Source organism: Singulisphaera sp. GP187 (assembly GCF_900129635.1).
In the GTDB taxonomy this organism is placed as follows: domain Bacteria; phylum Planctomycetota; class Planctomycetia; order Isosphaerales; family Isosphaeraceae; genus Singulisphaera.
Map to the genome: position 1 here is coordinate 2,823,477 of NZ_FSRB01000001.1, position 22,057 is coordinate 2,845,533.

Consider the following 22,057-nt stretch of genomic DNA (forward strand, 5'->3'; position numbering starts at 1 on the left):
TCATTCCGATCAAACTACCGTAGACGAGATCTTTAGACCGTCACCTCCTTGCCAATCCGGCGTTCCGTTTCCGATCAGGGAGCCGCTCGAGCGGAGCGCGGAGGCGATTTCGGCCATCCCATGCACCTTTCGCTGTGCGCCCGCTGACCTAGCGGACGATGCCAGAAGTCGTGACGGTGGTGTCACACACCCGCACCGCTGTGGTTCGCCCGCGATGAATTGGGGGCGGCTCTTCACATGACAAGCCTCGGAGCGGAGCCCGGGCCAGGCTGGACGGCAAGCAGAAGGCAATGATCTCACCCCGGCCCGCTCAAACGCACCGGAAGGCCAGGCCCGCTGGACTGCCAACCTGTTGACCAGTCGCGCCGTCGAACGGGAGGGCGTCGAATCGGTCACCGCGTCGCCAATGCTCGTATGAAACTCCACTGGATCTATCTCAGTAGGACTCCTGAGGTCGTCCATGAGTAGGCGAACGCCACCCGCGCACCCGCTACCGGAGGACGGGCCGGCTCAATGCTCGGTTCAAGGAGCGGGCCGAGAAGGTCCTTCGGTGCTTCGCCAACGCTAACGCCTGGCCAAGCAATGATTCATAAGTCGCACTCGCACACGATGTGACACCGCTATTTGAAACGAGGGTCGTGAATGAGTCGGCATGAACCCATCATTCACATCAACGACTCCTGATCGGCGTCCAACCGACATTTTGCTCATCCATTTGAGTGGATGTGGACCGATCACGGGTTACGGCGATGGCTCGACGAACACTCGACCTGAATTCGTGGCAACGATTATGCCTAGGGCTGCGTCAACGCTAGAATTTGGGGTCGTAGGTAAGGGTTCGGCCACGAAAGAATGGCCAAATCCGCCTCGGCAACCCTAAAATCAAGCCGTGACGGGGCACTAAGGCTCTTAACGCGGGGGGGGACAGCCTTGGGAACCTCGCTGCCCTTCGTGATTAATGTCGTAATCTTCGCTTCAATTTTAGGACACGGCAAAACAACGCCGTTTCACCGTGAGCGAAGGATTAGATTCGGCAGATCATAGCCAACAAGAACATGGCTAACAAATTGAATTGACAAGCATGTCGTTTTCTCGAATCACTCGCTTTCTTTAGAGGCTGCGTGGTGATCGCTCGCACTATTTAAAGCAGGATTTCCCGATTGAGAAACCACCGATTCGCGGAGCCGCCTCGTCCGGTCCATCCAAAGTCGCATTAACCGGCGAGAAGGCAGAAGAGGCGAGAGGAACCGACCCTGTCTTCATCCCTTATTTTTCGCCATCGCATCTTTAGGAAAACGATTCCTGATAATGATTTTGGCGACATGCCTGCGGAATTCGGTGATTGCGGAGCACCAATCGCGACTCCAGGGCGAGGGGTCACTCAATGCCGAAGTGGTCAGTTGGTGTCCCCAAACCCGTGAGAATGCACGCCGGATCGCTCGAAGCTGTTCGGGCCGCACGGCCAGAGGCCGTGAATTGAGAACATATTAAAAGACAGCATCACATCAATGAATCAAATTCGCGCGGTCGCGGCCATTAGCTGGTCTTCTCGACGGCAGTCAGGTTCAGGCGGTTCGCCGTCCCTGCCTGAAGCGCGGCGATGATCGCGTCGGGGTCGTAGACGCAACCGCCCCAGGTTCCTCCACCGACCGACTGCAAGGCGGCCCAGAGCCGGGTGTCATCGGGGAGTTCGGGATCGGGCGAAAGGTTCGGATGAGCTGAGCGTTCGGAAAGAATTCGACGGCCTTCCAGGCGATCGAACTCCACCCCATCCGCGCCCACCAGGTCGACCGTGCCTTCGAGGCGAACCCGATCGACGACGATCCGGATCAGGTCGCCGTCGCGGACTCGGCCGATCGGCCCGCCGGCCAGAGCCTCGGGACCGATATGGCCGATGCAGGCGCCCGTCGAGACGCCCGAGAACCGCGCGTCGGTCAGCACGGCGATCTCCTTGCCGAAGGAGAGGTGCTTGAGCGCCGAGGTGATCTGGTAAATCTCCTCCATACCGGCCCCCATCGGGCCTCGTCCGATCAAGACGAGGACATCGCCCGCCTTCAAGGGATGAGCCCCCTGCCCTTTGATGGCGGCAATCGCGTCGTGCTCGCGGGTGAAGACGCGCGCCGGTCCCGTCTTGCGGTAAACACCGTCGGGATCGACCACCGTCGGGTCGATCGCGGTGCTTTTGATGACCGACCCTTCGGGAGCGAGGTTGCCCCTCGGGAAGGTGACGGTGCTGGTCAGACCGTACTGACGGGCCCGCGGCGGGTCCATGATCACGTCCTCCGGGTCGACGCCGTCCAAGGTGACGAGTCGCTCACGGAGTTGGGTCCGGCGCTCGCTCGCTTGCCACCAGTCGAGGACGCGTCCGAGTGGCTCACCCGTCACCGTCATCGCGGTCTCGTCGAGCAGGCCCAAGGCACGGAGGTGGAGCATGACCTCGGGGACCCCGCCCGCCAGAAAGGCGCGAACCGTCGGGTGGTAATGGGGCCCGTTGGGCAGCACGCTGACCAGGCGCGGGACCTTGACGTTGATCGCGTGCCAGTCCTCGACCGTCGGGCGAGGCAGGCCGGCGGCAAAGGCGATCGCCGGGATGTGGAGCAAGAGGTTGGTCGAGCCGCCGAACGCGGCATGGACGGTCATCGCGTTCCGGATCGAGGCCTCGCTGAGGATGTCGCGCGTGGTCGTCCCGCGCGCCGCCAGGGCCACCAGCGCTCTGGCCGATCGGCGTGCCATGTCCCGCCAGATTGGCTGACCCGAGGGGGAGAGGGCCGAGTGCGGCAAGGCGAGGCCGAGCGCTTCGGCCACCACCTGGGCCGTGGCGGCGGTGCCCAGGAACTGGCAACCCCCTCCTGGGCTGGCGCACGCGCGGCAACCGAGTTCAGCGGCCTCCATCAAGGTCAATTCGCCGTGCGAGTACCGCGCACCGATCGACTGGACCTTACCGGCATCTTCCCCGTCGCGGGGGGGGAGCGTCACTCCGCCCGGCACCAGGACGCCGGGCAGGTGGCCAGTTCCGGCCAGGCCCAGGAGCATCGCGGGGAGGCCCTTGTCACAGGTCGCGATCCCGAGCACGCCCTTCCGCCTCGGCAACGAGCGAATCAAGCGCCGAAACACGATCGCCGCGTCGTTGCGGTAGGGCAGGCTGTCCATCATCCCAGGAGTTCCCTGGGTGCGGCCGTCGCACGGATCGGAGACCATCCCGGCAAATGGCGCTTTGCCGAGCTTGGTGAGCTCCTCGGCCGCCTCCTGAACGAGCAGACCGATCTCCCAGTGCCCCGTGTGATACCCGAGGGCGATCGGGGTTCCGTCCGGTGCGCGCAGGCCCCCTTGAGTGCTCAGGATCAGGAACGGGTCGCGGTCCACCTCGCCGGCGCTCCAGCCCATCCCCGCATTTTGGCTGAGTCCAAACAGGTCGCCCGAGGGCCAATGGCGAAGCATCTCATCGGTGAGTGGAAGCGACCCCACCGGCCCCTCCGCTTTCGACTGCACCTCGAGGGTCGCGGCGTCGCTGGTCTCCACGATGTCGGTGAATGAGAGCGATTGATTCCGGGCGCTGGCCATGGCGTATGACTCGAGTCAAAAAGCGTACAGATGATGAGGCTGACCGCTCGTCAGCAGGCAACGATTTCGCGCTCTCGATCAGAGCAGGAATCCGCACGAGTCGCAACGGCTCTCCGGCCCAGTACCCCACGACCACAATCGCGAACCATTGGCATGGAGTCTGCAAGATAGTGCTTACGTAGGCCGTCCTGAGGACGGTGTCCGACGTCGATTCGATCACCGACGCAGGCGAACCAAAAAAGGAGTTCACCATGATGAGCGTGATTGGCTGGATCGTCTTTGGGTTGATCGCGGGGGGTATCGCCCGGCTCCTGCACCCGGGCCAGGATGCGATGGGGACGCTCGGGACGATGTTGCTCGGCATCACCGGGTCGTTGCTTGGCGGCGGTCTTGCGTACGTGCTCAAGTTCGGGACGTCGCCTTATCAACCGGCGGGCTGGATCTTTTCGATCATCGGCGCGATCCTGTTGCTCGCCATGGGCTTTTTTGCCTCGAGAACGCACCCGATCTCTTAAAGGCCATGAATCGTGTTGCGTTTCGTGAAAAAAAATGAACGGCGCACGCGTCCAAGGGTCGAGGTCGGGGGAGTTCATCGTCCGACCTCGTTCTTTTTCCACCGACCGAACGTATTAAAGGGGGGAACGACCCTGCCATCGCTCAAACCGACGATCGAGCCCCAACGCTTGCAACAACCCGGTATGGAGGGCCTCGAACAGCTCGCCTGGCTGATGGATCGGGCCTTCCAGATCCCCGGAACGAAAATCCGAGTCGGCCTCGACGCGCTGTTGGGGTTACTTCCCGTGGGTGGAGACTTGCTCACCGGGATCGTGCAAGTGGGCCTTGTGTTGGTGGCCTTCAAACGCTATCGCGTTCCCAAGCCGGTCGCGGCCCGGATGGCCGCGAATGTCTTGCTCGATACCGCGCTGGGGTCGATCCCGCTGGTCGGCGATCTCTTCGACGTCGCCTTCAAAGCCAATACACGCAATATCAAACTACTTCAGCAAGTCGCCGAGCAAAGGCGGCGCAACGAGACGGCCTCATCAAGGTCTTCCGTCCTCTTCCTGGTTGGGATCGCCGGCGTCCTCCTCCTCACGCTGAGCCTGGTATTCATCGGATTCGTCACGGTCGTCGCCTGGTTGGTGAAGCGTCCTTGGTTTTAATCTCACGCCAGGTTCGCCGACCGGCGTCAGAGCAATTCGCGAGGCGCATTGCCGCCGTCGACGAGTCGGATCGGCCGGCCATCCGGCGTTTCAAATTGCAGGTTGGGGTCGATGCCAAGTGCGGTGTAGATCGTGGCGGCAAGGTCGGAGGGCGTGACCGGCTGGTCGGCCGGGGCATCGCCGCCTGCATCGGTCTTGCCCAGGACGAGGCCGCGCGGCAGACCGGCACCCGCCAGCACAGCGCAATTGGCCCGGCCATGATGGTCGCGCCCCGCGTTGCCGTTGATCTTCGGTGTACGACCGAACTCCCCCATCAAGACGACGAGCGTACGGTCGAGCAAGCCACGCTCCTCAAGATCCTGCAACAACGCTGACAGCCCCTGATCGAGCGGCGGCGCCAGCGTGTTCTTGATGGTCGGGAAGTTCTGTTGATGGGTGTCCCAGCCGAGCGGGCCCATCCCCCGATCGTTGAGCGTGACGAACGAGACGCCCGCTTCCACCAAGCGACGAGCCAGCAGGCAAGACTGCCCGAGTGGAGTGCGGCCGTACCGGGTCCGCACGTACTCCGGTTCGTTGTCGAGCCGGAAGGCCGCTTGCGCGGCACTCGAGGTCAAGAGGTCGTACGCCTGGTCGGCGAACTGATCGCGACTGTCGGTCAAGGGGGTCGTCGCCACTTCGTGCGCGAAGGCGTCGAGCGTTTTGACCATCGAGCGGCGCCGGCGGAGCCGGTCGAGCGTCACCCGGTCCGGGGGTGTCAGGTTACTCACCCGAAAGTTCGCCTGATTGGGATCGCCTGTGACCGCGAACGGGTCGTAGGCCGGGGTCAGGTAGCCGCTCGACGAAAAAAGCGGGGCGTCGGGGACCGCGACGTACGGCGGCAACAGCCCTCGTTTCGCCTCGCGGGCCTTGGCCACCACGCTGCCGTAGCTCGGATAGACGACGGAAGTCGACGGCCGATACCCGGTCAGAAGATGGTGCGCGGCCCGATCGTGGTCGGCCTCGGGTGACGTGACGCTCCGGATCAAGGTCACACGGTCCATCATCGTGGCGAACTTCGGGAAGACTTCGCTGATCTTGAGCCCGGGCACCGCCGTGTCGATCGGCTTGAACTCCCCGCGGACATTGACGGGAGCATCGGGCTTGGGATCAAACGTATCCAGATGCGAAGCGCCCCCCGCCAGCCAGATCAGGATGCAGTTGCTCGCCCGCTCGGTCCCCTGCCCTACCGACTCGGAAGAGAGCGCGCGAAGTCGAAGCAAGTCGCCGAGTCCGAGCCCCGAAACGCCGAAAAGACCGGCTCGCAACATGTCGCGTCGGCTCGGACCGCGGCACGGACCTTGGTTCGCGGAGTGAGACATGGTCGAGACTCCCCGGGGACGATTGGTCGGTTCAGGGAATGAAAAAAAGAACGTAAAGGAACAAGCCTCAATGATTGAAGGCAAACTCACGCGAGCCGAGCAAGGCCCAGAACAGGTCCTCGGCCGTCTCGCGCATGGAGGTGGCCTGCTTGAGCTCGGCCACCCAGTGCGACGACTCCTCGGCGGTCGGGGGGCGACAGAGCGTCCGTAGATACAGGTTCTCGACGATCTCCTCGGGCTCGGGCTGCAGGTCGAGGAGGTTCGCCAGATAGCCGTTGAGGTGCGAGACCTTCCCCTCGATCACGTCCCCGCCGATCATCAGGAGCGATTGCCGCAGACTCAGCGAGGGGGTCGAAACCGACGAACAGCCGTTGGTCCGAGCGCAACGGCCGAAGGTCTCGAGGATCGTGCTCGTGGTGGCCGGGTCCGTCACATCGATCGCCCGAGTCCCCGCCGCCCGGTTCGGGTAGCGATTCACCACGTCGGTGACCTGAGCCAAGGCATCCGCCATCTGGTGCGCACTCAACGGGCGGGGCAGGTGATGCGAGAACAAGCGCGTGTCCCGTTCGTTGCCGGGGATCGTGGCCGACGAGCTGCCGTAGGCACGCGACATCACCACCGTTCGCACCAGGTCGCGAAGATCGAACTTGTGCGCAACGAAGTGCTTACCGAGGGCATCGAGCAGTTCAGGATGGACCGGGGGATTCGACCGGCTCAAATCGTCGGGCGGATCGGCCAACCCCTTGCCGAAGAACTGCGCCCAGACCCAGTTGGCCATCGCGCGGGCGAAGTAGGGGTTATCGGGAGCGGTGATCCAGTCGGCCAGCGCTTTCCGAGGATCCTCATCCTTCGCCACCTCGACCCGTTTCTGGTTCAGCAGCCGCGGCTCGGCCGGTTTCTTAGTCCTGATATGTTCAACTTGGCCCTCGGGATTAATCCTGACGACGGTCTTGCCCATCATGCCCCCGCCTCCGCCTCCACTCCGCTGGACCTTTGCGAAGCAGGCGGCCAGGCCGAAATAATCGTCCTGGGTCCAGACGTCGAACGGGTGGTCGTGGCATTGCGCACACCGCAAGCGAAGCGCCAGGAAGCGCTGGGCGGTCTGTTCGGCCTGGGTCATGGCGTCGGGGCCGTCGAGCGCGTAGTTGGCGGGACCGCCGTCATAATCCTCGGGCTTCCCCGTGGCGGTCAGCAAGGTACGCACGATCACGTCCCAAGGCGTGTTCTCGGCGAGCCGCGCATCGATCCAGGTCTGGTAGCGGGTGGCCCCGTTCCCGAGCCGGGCCGTGCTGATTTGCAGGAGGTCACCGAGCTTGATCCGCCAGAACCGCACGAAATCGCGATTCGCCAGCAGGCGATCGACGAGCTTGGCGCGTTTGTCGGGATCCTCATCCGCCATGAACCGGCGGATCTGCTCGACCGACGGCTGTTCACCGGTCAAGTCGAGCGAAACCCGGCGCAGAAACAACGAATCGCTCGCCGGCGGACTGGGGGGAACCTTGAGCGATTCCAGCCGTTTGATGAGCTCGTCGTCGATGAAATTCGACCGCGGCAGTGCGGCGAAGTCGAACTTCAACTCCGGGTTGATGACCGTCGCGAGCCTGATGCTGACAACCTGCGACTGGTAGCGCACAATCAGGTCGGTCTCGGCCCGCCGTAGCAGGGCCACCTTCCCTTTGGCGTCGATGCTGGCGGCCGAATCATCGTTGACTCGGACCGTCGACAACCGCGTCACGTCGCGCTGGTGGCCGTCGGCATAGGACGCGATCACTCGGACCTGTTGCGTCCCCGGTTCTTCCAGGCGAACGTTGTTCGGTTCCACGGCCAGGCGCGTCAGCGCTCCGTGGGTGGTCCCGCGATGCATCGGTGCGCCGGCGGCCACCCAGCTCAGCAAGGTCTGATACTCAGGCGACCGGACCGAGAAGCGAGGACCGCCTCCATGGGGCGTGAGCCCGGTCGCCTTCTGAAGCATGAGACTCTGCGACGGGTTGAACAAGGAAAGCCTGCGCCCTGCCGCGTCCCGGGTCAATGCCTGGTGGTCGGCCACCGGATCGTACCCGAAGAGGGAGAGGTGAAAGCCGTTCTGACCGCCCCCCTTGCCGTGGCAGGCCCCCGTGTTACAGCCGGCTCGGGTGAAGATCGGCACCACGTCCTCGCCGAAGTCCCATCCACGGTCGGAATCGGCGTCGACCTTGACCTTAGCCGTGGCCTTCGCCCCCGCCAGGCTCGCGGTGACGGTGGCTTCGCCGGTCCCCACCGGCTCTAAATACCCTCCCGAATCCACCGTCACGACCCCGGCGGGCTCCACCGTCCAGGTGAAGCGTGACGAGGTGTCGGTGGCAGCATTCACCGCCCCAGTCCGGTCGACGAGAAGTTGCCACCCCGGATCCCCCGGCTTGAGCGTCACGCTCGCCGGGGTCAGTTGGAACGACGGCGCAGCACTCGCGGCGAATTTCGCTCGCGAGAGGCTCGGTACGTCGCAGAGCGCCCCCGTGGGGGTCGTCTTCTTGATCCTTGCCGTGGGAGTCACCGACGACGTCGGCCCCGCGGGGGGGGTTGTGCTCTTCGCACACCCCGAAACGCCGAGGCAGACGCACAAGAACGCGTTCCAGCCATGTCCCCGACGGGTCATGAGTCGCACTCCCTCTCCGCCGATCGGGAAAGCCGCACACCGAGGAAATGACAAACGTCGTCGCCTCCGATTGATCCTAATCCCGTAAGACCGCCGTTGCAAGGGAAGCTCCCAAAGTCGAAGTCGAACTCACCGATGGATTCGACCGATCGGCGGACGACGAAACGAGCTCGAGTCGTCGGCACGTTTCCCGGATGTGATAGGGTGGATATCGTAAACGGCGAACCGCCGTGCGGCCGTTACGGAGCCGCTTGCATCCGTCGAATGATGAGACAGACCCAATGAAAGCCGTCGTATTTGAACAGTTCGGCGAGCCCTCCGAAGTCCTTCGGGTGCGGGAAGTGCCGATTCCAGAGCCGGGGCCGGGCGAGGTCCGGGTGCGGATGATCGCCAGCCCGGTCAATCCGTCCGACTTGTTGGTGGTTCGTGGCCGCTACGGCGTGCTCCCGAGCTTGCCGTCCACCCCTGGCTTCGAGGGGGTCGGGGTGGTGGATAAGGTCGGGTCGGGCCTGCTCGGTTGGCTGGTCAAGGGGAAACGGGTTACAGTCATCAACCATAAAGGGGGCAATTGGGCCGAGTACGCCGTCATCCCAGCGCGCCAGGCGCGGCCGGTTGCCAACGACATCCCTGACGAGCAGGTCGCCTCCTTCTTCGTCAATCCGGCCACGGTGCTGGCCATGGCGCGGCACGTCCTCGTGGTCCCGAAGGGGGAATGGCTGCTTCAGTCGGCCGCGGGCTCGGTGCTGGGGCGAATGATGATCAAACTGGGGCGGCACGACGGTTTCAAGACGATCAATGTGGTGCGACGCCGCGAAGCGATGGCCGAGCTGCAAGCGCTCGGCGGTGATGCCGTGATCTCGTCCTCCGACGGCCCGATCGACACCCAGGTCCGCAAAATTGTCGGCTCCGATGGGGTGAAGTACGCGATCGACCCGGTGGGCGGAGAGACCGGGACCGGAGTCTTCCAATCGCTCGCTGCCGACGGACGGATGCTCGTTTACGGCACACTCTCGCAGCAACCGCTCCAGATCGACCCACGATTGATGATCGCCGGCAAGCGCGTCGTCGAAGGATTCTGGCTGGGCCACTGGATGCGCGAGCGGAGCATCCCCAGCGCCTTGCGCCTGTTTCGCGAAATCGCCAACCTGATCCGCGCCGACGTACTTGCCACCGAGATCGGCAAGTCGTTCCCGATCGACGCGATCGGCGACGCCGTCCGCGAGGCCGAACAGGTCGGCCGCCACGGCAAGGTGCTCTTGCAAACCGGAAACCGCTGAGGGCATCCCACCCTCCGGCCCGTTGAAAGGGACCGCGCATCCGGGGCTTCCGGATGCCCCTTTTTGGGAATCGACTCGATTCAAATCGAACAAACGCCGCTTCGTCGTGAACGACTATCAAGCGTGTGCGGACGGCGTTCTTCTTGGGAATTTTCGCGGAATTCATTCGCCATGGGTCATAGCGACGGGTACAATTCGTTGTCGAGATTGATGATCGGTCCCGCCTTTTTGTGAGCTTTTACGCCGGTTTGCATCGCGGTTCCTGGTGACATACCCCCCCGGCATCTCCTCATTGGGTAATTCGCCGCCCGCGGCACCGACTTCAATCTTGCCTACCTCGGGAACTCCGATGGACTGGTTCGAGTTGCCTGGGGATTTTTCAAGGCATACTATTCGCAGTAGGGGGCGGGTTGCGAGGCACCAAACCTTTCTGACGAATCCATCGAATCGCCATTACCGTTTCTGAATGAAATCCAAAACGTGATTCCGCACTTGGTCCATTAAAGTCCCGGTGACTCGTTGGGTTCCGACACAAGTTGGTGTCAGCCCTGTACGCGGGCGGCGGGCGGGGATTCCTTGAAAAATGAGTATGTCAGAATCAACCGGCGCCCAGGATTGGCGAGCCGTTGCCTGCTTGGCTCCCGGTGGCGAACGACTTCTTTGCGTGGGTGAGAGTTCCTCCCAGGTTCGCGCCGCCTATGCCGGAGCCTGGGGCGAAGTCATCCGTGACGAGGATCGTCCCACGGTCCGAGCCATCTCCCTCCAGCGCTGGGCCGGACAGGCCTGGGCCGGGACCTGGGAACACCAGACTTACCTCGCCGTTCCCGCCACCCGCGGTGGTAAGGCCAGCGCCGCCGAGGCGAGCGAAGTCGTCGCCGCCGCTCCCAGCTCCGAGGCGGTCGAAAGCGATAGTGAGACCGAAGTCGAAACGGACATCGAGACCGAAACCGAAACTGAGGTTGAAAGCGAAACCGAAGCCTGAGCTCCGAGCGAGGCGCTTCGCATTGCTCTCGAGTTGGATTGTCCGAGACAAGGCTCTCGGTCTTTTCTTTCATCCCCCAGGTCTTTCCTGGGGGATTTTTTTTGGTCTCCGCCCTCGGTTAATCGATCGTCCTGATCGGATCGGTCTCTTGACGGCTGGGCCAGACCTCGAGCGCGGGGAACGCGGCGGCGATCCGGATCGCCAGGTCCTCGACGCCCGGCCGTTCGGTCGCGTGATGTCCCGCGACGACCAGGCCGATGCCGACCGATTCCGCCTCAAGGGTACGGTGGTAACGCGCCTCACCGGTCAGGAGGACGTCGGCCCGGCACCGGACGGCATCGCCGATGAAGTCGTCACCGGCTCCGCAGACGATGGCCACCCGCTCGACACGCCGGTCCGCCGGACCCACGAACTGCACGCCCGGAGCCGCCAGTGTCTGGCCGATCCATTCCGCGAATTTGCCGAGGGTCGTCGCCGAGACCAGCCGACCGACGCGTCCGGCGCCTTGACCCGACTCACCCGGGTGAAGCGGATAAACATCCGTGGCGGGCTCTTCGTATGGGTGGACGCTGCGGATGACGCCAAGGACCGCGGTGAGCTCCGCCGACGGACAGACGAGCTCGATCCGGCGCTCACGGACCGTCTCCCGCCGGCCCGACTGACCGACCGTCGGTTGGCTCCCCTCGGTGCCGAAAAACGTGCCCTGCCCCGCGCTCGTGAACGAGCATTCGTCATAGGCGCCGATCTTACCCGCGCCCGCCGCGAATGCCGCCGAGAGAATCGAATCGCAACTCTCCCGAGGCGCAAAGACGACGATCTTGAATGTCGCCGAAGCCGGTGACGGACGGAGCGGTCCGACATCGAGCAAACCGAGCCGGCCGGCAAGCCCGTCGTTGATCCCCCCTTGCGTGTTGTCGAACGCCGTATGGGGGCTGGCGATCGAGACCCCGGCGCGTGCCAGATCCCAGAGCATACCGGTCTCGCGATCGTCGGCCCGGACGCGTTTGACCGGGCGAAACAAGACCGGGTGATGGCTCACAATCAGCTCGGCCCGGTTGTCGATCGCCTCGCGTGCCGTCCGCGGCGTCACGGTCAGGCAGGTCATGACTCGGCTCACCTCGGTGGCCGGATCTCCCCAGAGCAGGCCCACGTTATCCCACGATTCGGCAAGGCTCAAAGGAGCGAATGCGTCGAGCCAGCGGGCGACCTCCGCAACGGTGCTGGTGCTCATGGTCTCGTTCCTCCTTCGGTTAGCCACTCGGACAGCAAATTCTTGAGGCGGACGGTCCGCGGACCCGGCACGTCCCAGGCCAGGTCGCCGATCCGCGCCACCGGAATCAACCCGCGAACCGAGTTCGTCAAAAAGACCTCGCGGGCCTCTGGCAGTTCGTTGGGTTCGAGGGTCGTGACCTCACGAGTCCTCAGCGCCAACGACTCCGCCAACTCCAGCACCAAGCTTCGCATGATTCCCGGCACGATCGGTCCGTCGAGCGCGGGAGTGACGAGCTCATCTCCCACGACCAGAAATAGGTTCGTCCGACTCCCTTCCCAGAGATTCAGGCCGGCACTCACGCTCAGAATCTCGTCGAAGCCCCGCTCCCGGGCCGACTGGTAGGCCGATCGCCGCCGCCAATAGTTCAACGTTTTATGCCGGAGCAACAGATCGGTCGGATCGACCCACCATGATCCAAAATCAACGACGGCTCCGGGTCCGGCGATCATCGGCGGCGGCAAGGGGGCCGACCGCATCCAGAGCATCGACCCGAGGGCGTCGGAGAGGCCCCCCGACAAGGTCAGCCGGAGCGCGGCGTCCCCACCGTGCCCATTGGCTTCGAGCAGTCGGGCGACCGCGGCACGGTCGGGCAAGGCCGATGGCTCGAGGGGAAGACCAAGCTCCTTGGCCGACTTCGTGAGCCGCGCCAGGTGGCGATCGAGCAGTGGTGCGCTCCCCTGCCAGGTCCGCAACGTCTCGAACAGGCCCAGACCATGCTCGAACGTGCGATCGAGCACACTGATCGTCAGCGCTTGGTCCGGAACAATCCGGCCGTCAACCCAGATCATCGGTCGGCCCCCTCGCCCTCAAGCACTTCGCGTAGCGCGCGGCCCTTGTCGAGCGTCTCGCGGTACTCCGCCTCGGGACTCGAGTCGGCGACGATCCCACCGCCGACCTGGTAGCTGACCTGGTCCCCTTCCACCAGCAACGTCCTGATCGCGATGTTGAACCCGCTCGAACCACCTCGACCGAAGTAGCCGATGGCCCCCGTGTAGAGGCTACGTCGCGTCGGTTCCAGCTCGTCGATGATCTCCATGGCACGGATCTTGGGAGCGCCGGTGATCGATCCTCCGGGAAAGAGCGCACGGACCACGTCGATCGGCCCGGCGTCGGCTCGCAGTTGGCCCTCGACGGTGGCGACCAAGTGGTGAACCTGAGCAAAGCTCTCGATCGTCAACGGTTCACTGACCTGAACCGAGCCGAACCGGCAGACCCGTCCCAGGTCGTTCCGCTCGAGGTCGACGATCATCGTGAGCTCGGCCCTGTCCTTCTCGCTCGCGGCGAGCTCTTGAGCCAACCGGAGATCCTCCTCGACGGTCTTGCCGCGTGGGCGTGTCCCCTTGATCGGCTTTGTGATCAGGCGGTCACCCCGCGTCTGGTAAAACCATTCGGGGCTGGCGCTGATGACGGCCAGGTCGTCCCACTGAAGATAGGCCGCGAACGGAGCGGGACTCCGCGCTTTGAGCCGAAGGTAGAGATCGAGCGGTTCGGGCGCCCCCCGCGCCACGAACCGTTGCGATAGGTTGATCTGAAAAACGTCCCCCGCCGCAATGTACTCGAGGACCCGACCGACGGCCTCAAGATAGTCGCCACGCGCAACATCGCCCTGCACGGGGCCGAGCACCGAGGGCCGAGGGCGTGGCGGAGTGCCAGGACCCTCGAGCTCGCTCCGCCAGGCCTCGAGCCGTCGTGCTCGCGCGGCGTCCCCTTCGCCCAGAAAGTCGTGGGCCCAAAGGTCCAGGGCGCCCGTCGCATGGTCGACCGTCACCACCGTGTCATAGAGCACGAACCGAAGATCGGCCATCCGCGATTCAGGTGCGGCATGGCGAGGGAGCCGTTCGAGTCTCGGGGCGAAATCGTAGCCGATGAACCCGACGAGTCCCCCGTGAAACGGCGGAGCGCCGGCCTCCGGGTCGGTCGCCGGATCCGCCAGATCAAACCGGTTGAGCAGCATCTCGAGCGGTTGGAGGACATCGCCCTGTCCGGATTGGAGGTCAGAGCCGGTCCTTAACGTCCAGCAGTCGCCGTTGACCTCGAAGACAAGCCGCGGCCGGGCGGTATAAAAGCTCCAGCGACCGGCCTCACCAAAGCCAGGGCCGCTCTCGAGCAGTGCCGGCTGGCTCCACGATCCGATCAGAAGCGCAAGCCGTTCGGCGGAACAATCCGAAAGCCGGCAATGGAGGGGAATCTGGGAGGCGATCGCCACGAACTCCTCAAGGCATGATTCAAGTGGGGGCCGACGATGATCGCCCCATCATACCCCAACCGGCCGGGCCTCGATAACGGCGCTTTTCCTGGGAATTGCGGTGAGAACCCTCGCCATGAGAGACGATTCGGAGTGGATCGACTTTTGGCTACCAATCAAAACGAAGGAGCCTCAACTCCTGCTCGTCGAAGTGGCTGGAGAATCGCCCTCGCCTCCACCGGTTCTCCAACTCGAGTTTTCCCCGACATCGCGTCGAACTTAACACTTAATACCTTTCGCGATCGACAAGATGGCCCCTGCTCGCCTTGCGGCCCAACAAAGCAAAGAGCATGCTGTTAGGAATGGGAGTCCTCGTGAAGCCTCGAGTTGCGGAATCCCAACGGCGTTCCGACCCGGCCTCACCAAGGGACCGGCCCCGCTTCGACTTCGGCTCAATGAGAATGAGAAGGAACGACCCACGATGATCCGCTCTCCGCTGGGACTTCGGCTTAATCCCGGCCGACCGATCAGGGAACAGATCCGCGAGGCCGCCACGCTTGGGGCCAAGGGGGTCGTCTTGGATGCCGTCGGCGACCTCGCGCCTGAACGGCTCTCGGAGACAGGCCGGCGTGATCTCCGGCAGATGCTCCGTTCGGTCGAGCTTTCGCTCGTCGCCGTGGGCTTGCCCACGCGCCGTCCGTTTGATACGACCGACCAGCTCGAAGACCGGCTGCGACGAGCGGAGGGCGCGTTTGCCATGGCGTTTGAGCTCGGAGCCCGCCTGGTCCTGGCCCGGATGGGCGAGTTGCCCCCCGAGACCGATGCGACGCGGCGCGAAACCTGGATCGGAGCGCTCCGGGAACTGAGCCGACGGGCCGATCACCGAGGGATCCGCTTCACCGTCGAAACCGGGACGGAGCCGGGCGCGGCGCTGCGGCCGATCCTCGACGGGCTCGATACGATCGGGGTGGCCGCCAGCATTGATCCGGCGAGCTTGCTCGTTCGTGGGTTCGATCCCATGGAGACGACCCGCGCTCTGGGCCCCTGGGTTGCGCACGCCTACCTCAATGACGCCGCGTCCGCCGGAACCAACGTCACCGTGTTCCGGTCGCGTGGAGACGGGTTCCCCCCCAACAGCCTTGACTGGGAAGAGTATCTCGGAGGGTTTGAAGAGATCAACTACCGTGGCTTCCTGACCATCTGGCCCGACCCCGCGTATGAGCCCGGCCCCAAGTTTCTCGCGACCGCCGAACGGCTCAAGCGACTCTGACAGCCAGCCCGATCGGCCGACTGGGTGCTTGAACCCCGTGAGATCGCGGCTACGATGAGGTCATCGTTCCCATTCGTTGCGTCCCGCTGTTGAGAGACGCTGAGATTTCCCTGACGCGATCGCCTCCAACGGTTCAACAAAGGGACATACAACAGGCCGTCGGAGGCCTCCTTCCCTTGGTTCCGCCGCTGACGACGATCGCTTCCCCCCCGATCGATGAGGGTTCGTGATGAGTTCCCCGGTCGTTGAGCGCACCTGGGTCCCCCTTTCGCCTCGAGAGCGACGGGTCTTGGGTGTCTTGGTCGAGAAGGCCAAGACAACCCCGGAGTATTACCCCCTGACCATCGCCGCGATCGTGACCGGCTGCAACCAGAAGTCGAACCGCGACCCGGTGACCGACTACGACGCCGACGACGTCGAAGATATCTTGCAAGATCTTCGGCACAAGGGGGCGGTCATCATGGTCGAAGCGGGGGGGCGTGTCGTCCGCTGGAAGCACACCCTCTACGACTGGCTCAAGGTGAGTAAGGTCGAGCTGGCGGTCGTCGCCGAACTGCTGCTCCGTGGACCGCAAACCGAGGGCGACCTCCGCTCGCGCGCCAGCCGGATGGAACCGTTCCCCGATTTACCGGCCTTGCAAGTCGTGCTCGAAGCGTTGGCGGCGCGCGACCTGGTCATCAACCTGTCCCCACCGGGGCAAAAGCGGGGGGTCATGGTCACCCATGGCTTGTACCCTCCGCAAGAATTCGAGAAAGTTCGCACGGCCTTCGCGCAAGCCGCCATTGCCGGTGACGAAGACGAGCGACCCGTGCGGCACGCGGCTGTTCGCTCGGAACCTTCCCCTCCCGCCTGGGTCGCCGAGACGACTGCGCTTCGCGCGGAGCTTGACGTTCTGCGGAAAACGATCGAGGCCCTGGCGGCCGAGGTCCGCGACCTGAAAACCGAACTCGGAGCTTGATCGTATGAGTATGCCCTCTCCCGAGTCGGCGGAGCCGCAATCCGAGGCTCCGTCCCCGCCGGCCCCCGAGGGAGGACAATGGTCGCTGATCGCCCTGGTCGCCCACGACGGGGTCGAGCCGCCGGCGAACCTTTCCGACGCCGAAGCGCTCGGGACCTGGTGCGCCCTCTCCGCGCTCTGGCACCCGGCGCTGCTGGCCCAAGCACGCAAGTTGCCGCGGATCGAGTCGATCGACTCCCCCTCCGCACCCGGCCCGCACGAGCTGCGCGTGGTGGCGGCCGGAGTTCTCGATCGCCTGCCCTCGGGCTACCAGACGCAGGCTGAAGACGCCGGAACAATCCTGCTCGAGGGGGGGACCGACCGGCTCGCCCTGGTCCGCGACCTCCTCACGCGGATCGAAGCCGTCGAACCGGCCCTCGACACCGAAGACGAAGGCCTCACGACCGCGGCCAACAACTACCACGCGCTCGGGACCGCCCGTTGGATGCTCCGCGACCTGACGATCGCGATGGGACACTCCGACGGTCTGGACACCGAGAGCCTCGAACGCGAGGTGCTCGCCGGTGCACAGGCATGGTGCCAGGGAGACCACCCGGCGGCCACCAACCGGCTGCGCGCCGCGTTCGAGTTGCTCACTCAGGCGCGCGAGCGGTTCTATCCGGTCGATGCATACGTTGTCGATCTCTGCCTGGTCGATCCTTCGACACCCCCCGGCTCATTCACCGCCGCGCTCCAGGCTCGAGCGCCGGTGACTTTCGTGGCGCCGGCCTTGGCCGTCGAGACGCTCGCCGACAGTGACCCCGAAGCCATCGCCTCGATTCGCGAGGCGATCACCGAAGGGTGGGCCGACGTTGTCGGTGGGTCATACACCGAGTCTGAGGAACCGCTGCTGCCGATGGAGTCGGTCCTCTGGCAGTTCCGCCGAGGCGCGGAGGTCTATCGCCGCCACCTCGACGACCGCAACGTCGAGACGCTCGTCAGGCGACGCTTCAGCCTCTACCCGGAATTGCCCCAGCTCGCGAAGCGGTTCGGGTTCCGGTTCACCGTCCACGTCGGGTTCGACGCCGGTCGATTCCCGATCCGGCCCGAAGCGAAACGGCTCTGGGAAGGGCCCGACGGCACGAACCTGGAGACTCTGACCCGCCCCCCCTTGGGCGCGGACAGGGCGGCGCAGGGGGCGTTCATCCCCTGGCGGCTGGCGAGCTCGATGAAGGAAGACCACGTCGCAACCCTCCCGTTCGTTCACTGGCCGAACCCGGTCGCCGCGTGGTACCTCGACCTGCGGAGGGTGAGCGCCTTCTCACCGGTCCTGGCGCGTTGGGTCACGCTCAATGACTACTTCCACCTGACCGATCGCCCGTTCGAGACGTTCCGGCCCGAGCACGACGAGTATGTGACCCCTTACCTGTCTCAGGCGGTGGCCCGACGTGATGACCGGCCGATCTCCCGCAAGGCGATCCACGCCCGGCTCCGCGCTCGGCTCGATGCCCTCAATGCCACCCACGCCCTGGAGCGGGCCGTGCTCGGCACCGCACCTGACCCGACTGAGGCGGAGGCCGGCAAGGTCTCAACCTCCGACCTAGAAACGGCGCTCGAGACCGGCCGGATCGACGAGGCACGCGCCTCGCTCGAGCGTGAGGAACCGATCGCGGCCAACCGGTTAGCGGTTGCGATTCAAGGGGAGACGTCGGAGTCACGCCCCGGTTACTTCGTGCTCAATCCGCTGGGTGTGGCGCGACGGGCCGCTGTCTTGTTGCCCGACGCTGCGCTTGACCTCCGCCCCGAAGGACCGCTCCGGGCCGCGCAGTTCACCGAGGAGGGAGTCTGGGCGGTCGTTGACCTCCCGGCCTATGGCTACGCCTGGGTCCCGCGTGACGCCGACCTGGCCGCCGCCCCCATGCCGACGGGCGCGCTCTCGGTTCGCGGCCGGCTGCTTGGCAACGAGTCGATCGCGGTGGAAATCGATTCCGCGACCGGGGGAATCCGGAGCATCAGGACCCCCACCGAAGAGGTTGCGCGGCTCGGCCAGCAACTCGTCGTATCGGGGTTGGTGGCGGCGGACGGCAGCCCGGTTAGCACCAAGATGCGCGGGGAGTCGTTCGAGGTCGAGTATGGTGGCCCCGCCCTCGTCCAGGCGATTTCCCGCGGGGTCATCGTCGACCCGCGTGACGACCGCCGGCTCGCGTCGTTTACCCAACGTTATCGGCTCTGGACCGGCCGGCCGATCCTCGAGCTCGACGTCACCCTCAGCGACCTCGATCCCGATTGGCTGGCGCGGATCGCGCAGGCCGACCCCTGGGCTGAGAACCTGGCCTGCCGCTGGGCCTGGCCCGACCCCAATTCGATGCTCAGGCGCACCTGCTTCTCCTCGCCCGAGATCACCGAGGCCGATCGGCCGGAGACGCCCGACGCGTTCGACATCTCGACCCGACGTCAGCGTACCGCACTCTTGTTCGGCAGCCTGGCCCACCAACGGCGGCACGGCCAACGGATGCTCGACACCCTCTTGATTGCCGGTCGCGAAACCGAGCGGACCTTCCGCCTGGGCGTCGTGCTCGACCTCGAGCACCCGTTCCACGCCTCGATGGACTTCATCGCCCCCGCGCTCGTCGTCCCGACCGAGTCGGGCCCCCCCAAGACCGGGCCGACCGGCTGGCTCTTCCAACTCGACAACAAGTCCGTCGCGGCCACCCGGGTCGAGCCGCTGGAGAACACGGGGGACAATCACGGCTGGGGGGTCGTCTTCCACCTCTTCGAGACCGCCGGCCGCCCGGTCCGCTGCCGCCTCCGCCTCTTCCGCAACCCGGTCTGGGCCCGCCAGACCGACTTTCACCACGAGTTGGTCGTCGACCTCCCGATCGAGGATGATTCCATCCTCATCGATCTGACGCCCCACGAGATGGCGCGGATCGAGGTGACCCTGGGCTGAACCCGGAAGCCACGGTTGTTAAAAAAGGCGAGCGAAGGCCACTGGCCAACGGTCGCCTCTTCACGACTTGTCCCGGGTCCTCCGATCGACGGTTTACTTTCCTGTCGCGACCCAGTCGATGCCTTGAACGACCATCTTCAGCAAGTTCGGGTCGCGCAGGGGGTCGTCCTTGCCCGGGCCGAAATCACGATGGCCGAGCGGGGTGTGGAAAACCCGACCGTCGCCGTAGGTTCGCGTCCAGGCGACCGGCCAGGTACCGCCGTCATGGTCGGTCGTGGCCAGAGGCTCGACCCCTTTTTGCATTTGCATGTGATAGTAAAGCTCATCCTTGATATCAAAGTCGCTGACTCCGCGCATGATCGGATCGTCGGTCTTGACGATCCTGATCTTGAACGTCGCCTTCTTCGTCTTCGAATCCGGAAGACCGACGTGCGAGAAAACCCCGCCGAGCATCTCGCGCCACTCGGGGATCCAGTCGGGCGCGGCGTTATCGGCCCCATGGATCGACACGTAACCATGCCCTGCCTTGACGTAGTCAAGAAGAGCCTTCTGTTGATCCAAGGTGAATTTGAATTCCTCGTCGCGACGGTCAGCGTTGACGATCAGAAGGTCGTATTTCTTCATCGCGGGGGTTTCGAGGATCGACGCATCCTCGGCGAGCGTCACCTCGTAGCGACCGGTGTCTTCCAGGACGCCGGCAAGGTAGAATGCCTGGTCGCGGTATCCGTGATGGTTACGGGCGCCCCCAGTCAGCAGGAGGATCCGGGTGGCCTTCACCCCTTTGGGAACCTTCTTCTGGGCCAGGGCCGGATTGCTCGCAAGGCAAACCAGGGCCACGGTCCAGAGCAGAAATCGACGGGTACGCACGGGATCATCCTCCGCGAATCCAAAAGATAGAGCGTCCGGGTAAAAGAGTCGACGACCTTCGCATCGTAGTCGCGCCCCTCGGCGGTCGCAAGCGAGCGGCGGGGGTTCGAATCAGGCCGAGAACGGTCAGGTCATGGAACAAGCCAAGGGAGCCAGAGATATGCCAATCCGCAGCAGCCTCCTCAGACGCATCGCACTGGGCTCGATCGCAGTGGTCTTGACCAGCCTCGGGGCCGACGCCCCGCCCCAGACCATCGACGCGGGAGGGTTGACGTTCCAGGCGCCCGGCTCCTGGAAGTCGACCAAGCCGGGCAACGCGATGCGCCGGGCCCAGATGAGTGTTGCGCCCGTCAAGGGAGACGACGAACCGGCCGAGCTCGTTCTGTTCGCATTTCCTGGAGGTGCGGGCGGAGTCGACGACAACATCAAGCGCTGGCGGACTCAGTTCAAGGAGGAGGGCGGAAACCTTCCCAAGGTCGACAAGAAGGTCGTCAAGGGCAAGAATGTCGAGGTGACGCGGGTCGAAATCGCCGGCCATTATATCGCCCCGCTCACCCCTGGCAGCCCGCAAGCGAACGATAAGCCGAACTTCCGGCTCCTCGGTGGAATCGTCCAGACCGGGGGAACCGGTTACTTTCTCAAGCTTGTCGGCCCCGACAAGACCGTCACCGCCGCGACCAAAGGGTTCGACGAACTGCTGGCGTCGATGAAGGCCGAATCCAAGTAAGCTCCGCGCTCTACCACGGTTCCTGACCAGACGGGGAGAGTCGCCACCTTCGCAACCCTCGGTGGCGGCTTCCCTCCCCTTTTTTTTCTTTGTTCGTCGAGCGGGGAGCGTCTCACTCCAATGTCGTCGTCGACCATCGCCTGCGCCCGCTGCACGTTGGGCAATCATTACTCCAACCGTTTCTGCGTGGGTTGTGGGCTCCCGCTGGGAGCGACGGCCCCCGACGTCGAAGCCGGCCTCGATGCGCTCGGCCCTTACGAAGCCCCCGAGCCGGCCGACGCCGATGCGTCCCGCCTGATTCAAGAGATCGCGCAACGCTGTGGCTTCGAGGCCAGTCCCTCGAGCCACGGCTGGCGGTTGACCGTCCCCTTGCAACTCGACCGCCAACAGGCCGTCTACCTCGGCTACGCGGGCACCGATCCCGAAGGCCGTTCGATCCTCTCGCTCGTCTCGGTCTGCGGCCCCGCCAATGACCGCGACACCAGGATCCTCCTCAAACTCAACGCGCGAAGCGTCGAGGGGCATTTCGCGATCAAGGTGCTTCGCGGCGAAGAGTATTTCGTCGTCATCGAGAACCTCGCCACTGAGTCGGCCGAACATCTCGATGCAAGCGGCCTGGTTCGCCGCATCGCCGAAGCCGCCGACGGCCTCGAGGATCGCCTGTCACGCGGCCTCGACCTATATTGACCCTTTGGGAGGCCAGGAACTGGTCGTAGTTCGGGTCAACCCCAGGTCGAGCAATCTGGGTGGCGGGTCTGTACTCCATGCTCGGACCCCGTTGCGAGAGCCATTAGGAAGACCGGGGGCCGAGTCCGGATCCCAGCCACCCAGACGTGAGCCACTCGAGGGGAAACCGCTGGAAGTCGTCTGATGGGTGA

At 64.5% G+C, this 22,057-nt stretch carries 16 protein-coding genes; 9 read left to right on the top strand and 7 right to left on the bottom strand.

Annotation, left to right across the window (positions count from 1 at the left end; all coding sequences use genetic code 11):
- Positions 1–1,536: 1,536 nt before the first annotated feature.
- Positions 1,537–3,561 carry a YjhG/YagF family D-xylonate dehydratase gene (locus BUS42_RS10980; RefSeq protein WP_074306951.1) on the bottom strand — a complete coding sequence of 675 codons (2,025 nt, stop codon included), beginning with the start codon at positions 3,559–3,561 and terminating at the stop codon, positions 1,537–1,539.
- A gap of 251 nt (positions 3,562–3,812) precedes the next feature.
- Here BUS42_RS10980 and BUS42_RS10985 point away from each other — a divergent pair, with 251 nt between their 5' ends.
- Both BUS42_RS10985 and BUS42_RS10990 read left to right on the top strand, forming a co-directional pair.
- The gene (locus BUS42_RS10985; RefSeq protein WP_074310960.1) at positions 3,813–4,076 is read left to right on the top strand and encodes a GlsB/YeaQ/YmgE family stress response membrane protein; all 264 of its coding nucleotides are present in this window, start codon (positions 3,813–3,815) and stop codon (positions 4,074–4,076) included.
- Between the two features lie 168 nt (positions 4,077–4,244).
- Complete coding sequence (locus BUS42_RS10990; protein ID WP_254053437.1) at positions 4,245–4,721, top strand: DUF4112 domain-containing protein; 477 nt, start codon at positions 4,245–4,247, stop codon at positions 4,719–4,721.
- 26 nt (positions 4,722–4,747) lie between these two features.
- On the opposite strand, the gene BUS42_RS10995 is transcribed toward BUS42_RS10990, so the two are convergent.
- On the bottom strand, positions 4,748–6,079 hold the full coding sequence (locus BUS42_RS10995; protein WP_074306953.1) for a DUF1501 domain-containing protein: 1,332 nt from the start codon (positions 6,077–6,079) through the stop codon (positions 4,748–4,750).
- Between the two features lie 67 nt (positions 6,080–6,146).
- On the bottom strand, positions 6,147–8,711 hold the full coding sequence (locus BUS42_RS11000; protein WP_083670141.1) for a DUF1549 domain-containing protein: 2,565 nt from the start codon (positions 8,709–8,711) through the stop codon (positions 6,147–6,149).
- 281 nt (positions 8,712–8,992) lie between these two features.
- Between BUS42_RS11000 and BUS42_RS11005 the strand changes: the two genes are divergently transcribed.
- Positions 8,993–9,988: a zinc-dependent alcohol dehydrogenase family protein gene (locus BUS42_RS11005; protein ID WP_074306954.1), complete on the top strand. Its 996-nt coding sequence runs from the start codon at positions 8,993–8,995 to the stop codon at positions 9,986–9,988.
- 583 nt (positions 9,989–10,571) lie between these two features.
- Positions 10,572–10,970 (top strand): hypothetical protein, encoded by a 399-nt coding sequence (locus tag BUS42_RS11010; RefSeq protein WP_074306955.1) that lies wholly within the window; start codon positions 10,572–10,574, stop codon positions 10,968–10,970.
- 118 nt (positions 10,971–11,088) lie between these two features.
- Here the strand turns inward: BUS42_RS11010 and BUS42_RS11015 are convergent, their stop codons facing one another.
- The 3 genes from BUS42_RS11015 to pabB are packed head-to-tail and all read right to left on the bottom strand — an operon-like array spanning position 11,089 to position 14,449.
- Positions 11,089–12,201 (bottom strand): Nif3-like dinuclear metal center hexameric protein, encoded by a 1,113-nt coding sequence (locus tag BUS42_RS11015; RefSeq protein ID WP_074306956.1) that lies wholly within the window; start codon positions 12,199–12,201, stop codon positions 11,089–11,091.
- Complete coding sequence (locus tag BUS42_RS11020) at positions 12,198–13,031, bottom strand: aminotransferase class IV (RefSeq protein WP_074306957.1); 834 nt, start codon at positions 13,029–13,031, stop codon at positions 12,198–12,200. Before BUS42_RS11020 ends, BUS42_RS11015 begins: the two co-directional genes overlap by 4 nt.
- Entirely contained in the window at positions 13,028–14,449 is a 1,422-nt protein-coding gene (gene pabB, locus BUS42_RS11025) for an aminodeoxychorismate synthase component I (RefSeq protein WP_074306958.1), read from the bottom strand. Before pabB ends, BUS42_RS11020 begins: the two co-directional genes overlap by 4 nt.
- A 460-nt stretch (positions 14,450–14,909) precedes the next feature.
- Here pabB and BUS42_RS11030 point away from each other — a divergent pair, with 460 nt between their 5' ends.
- From BUS42_RS11030 to BUS42_RS11040, 3 genes are all read left to right on the top strand, one after another.
- Positions 14,910–15,698 (top strand): sugar phosphate isomerase/epimerase family protein, encoded by a 789-nt coding sequence (locus BUS42_RS11030; protein WP_074306959.1) that lies wholly within the window; start codon positions 14,910–14,912, stop codon positions 15,696–15,698.
- Between the two features lie 229 nt (positions 15,699–15,927).
- Positions 15,928–16,656: a YceH family protein gene (locus BUS42_RS11035; protein WP_074306960.1), complete on the top strand. Its 729-nt coding sequence runs from the start codon at positions 15,928–15,930 to the stop codon at positions 16,654–16,656.
- A 4-nt stretch (positions 16,657–16,660) separates the two neighbouring features.
- Positions 16,661–19,585, top strand: coding sequence for a glycoside hydrolase family 38 N-terminal domain-containing protein (locus BUS42_RS11040; protein ID WP_074306961.1), 2,925 nt, complete (start codon positions 16,661–16,663; stop codon positions 19,583–19,585).
- 93 nt (positions 19,586–19,678) lie between these two features.
- Here BUS42_RS11040 and BUS42_RS11045 read toward each other — a convergent pair whose 3' ends face one another.
- Positions 19,679–20,452, bottom strand: coding sequence for a ThuA domain-containing protein (locus BUS42_RS11045; protein ID WP_074306962.1), 774 nt, complete (start codon positions 20,450–20,452; stop codon positions 19,679–19,681).
- A gap of 160 nt (positions 20,453–20,612) precedes the next feature.
- Here BUS42_RS11045 and BUS42_RS11050 point away from each other — a divergent pair, with 160 nt between their 5' ends.
- Both BUS42_RS11050 and BUS42_RS11055 read left to right on the top strand, forming a co-directional pair.
- Positions 20,613–21,179: a hypothetical protein gene (locus BUS42_RS11050; protein WP_074306963.1), complete on the top strand. Its 567-nt coding sequence runs from the start codon at positions 20,613–20,615 to the stop codon at positions 21,177–21,179.
- A gap of 120 nt (positions 21,180–21,299) precedes the next feature.
- A complete protein-coding gene (locus tag BUS42_RS11055) occupies positions 21,300–21,866 on the top strand; it encodes a hypothetical protein (RefSeq protein ID WP_074306964.1) in 567 nt (188 codons plus the stop codon).
- Positions 21,867–22,057: the final 191 nt, after the last annotated feature.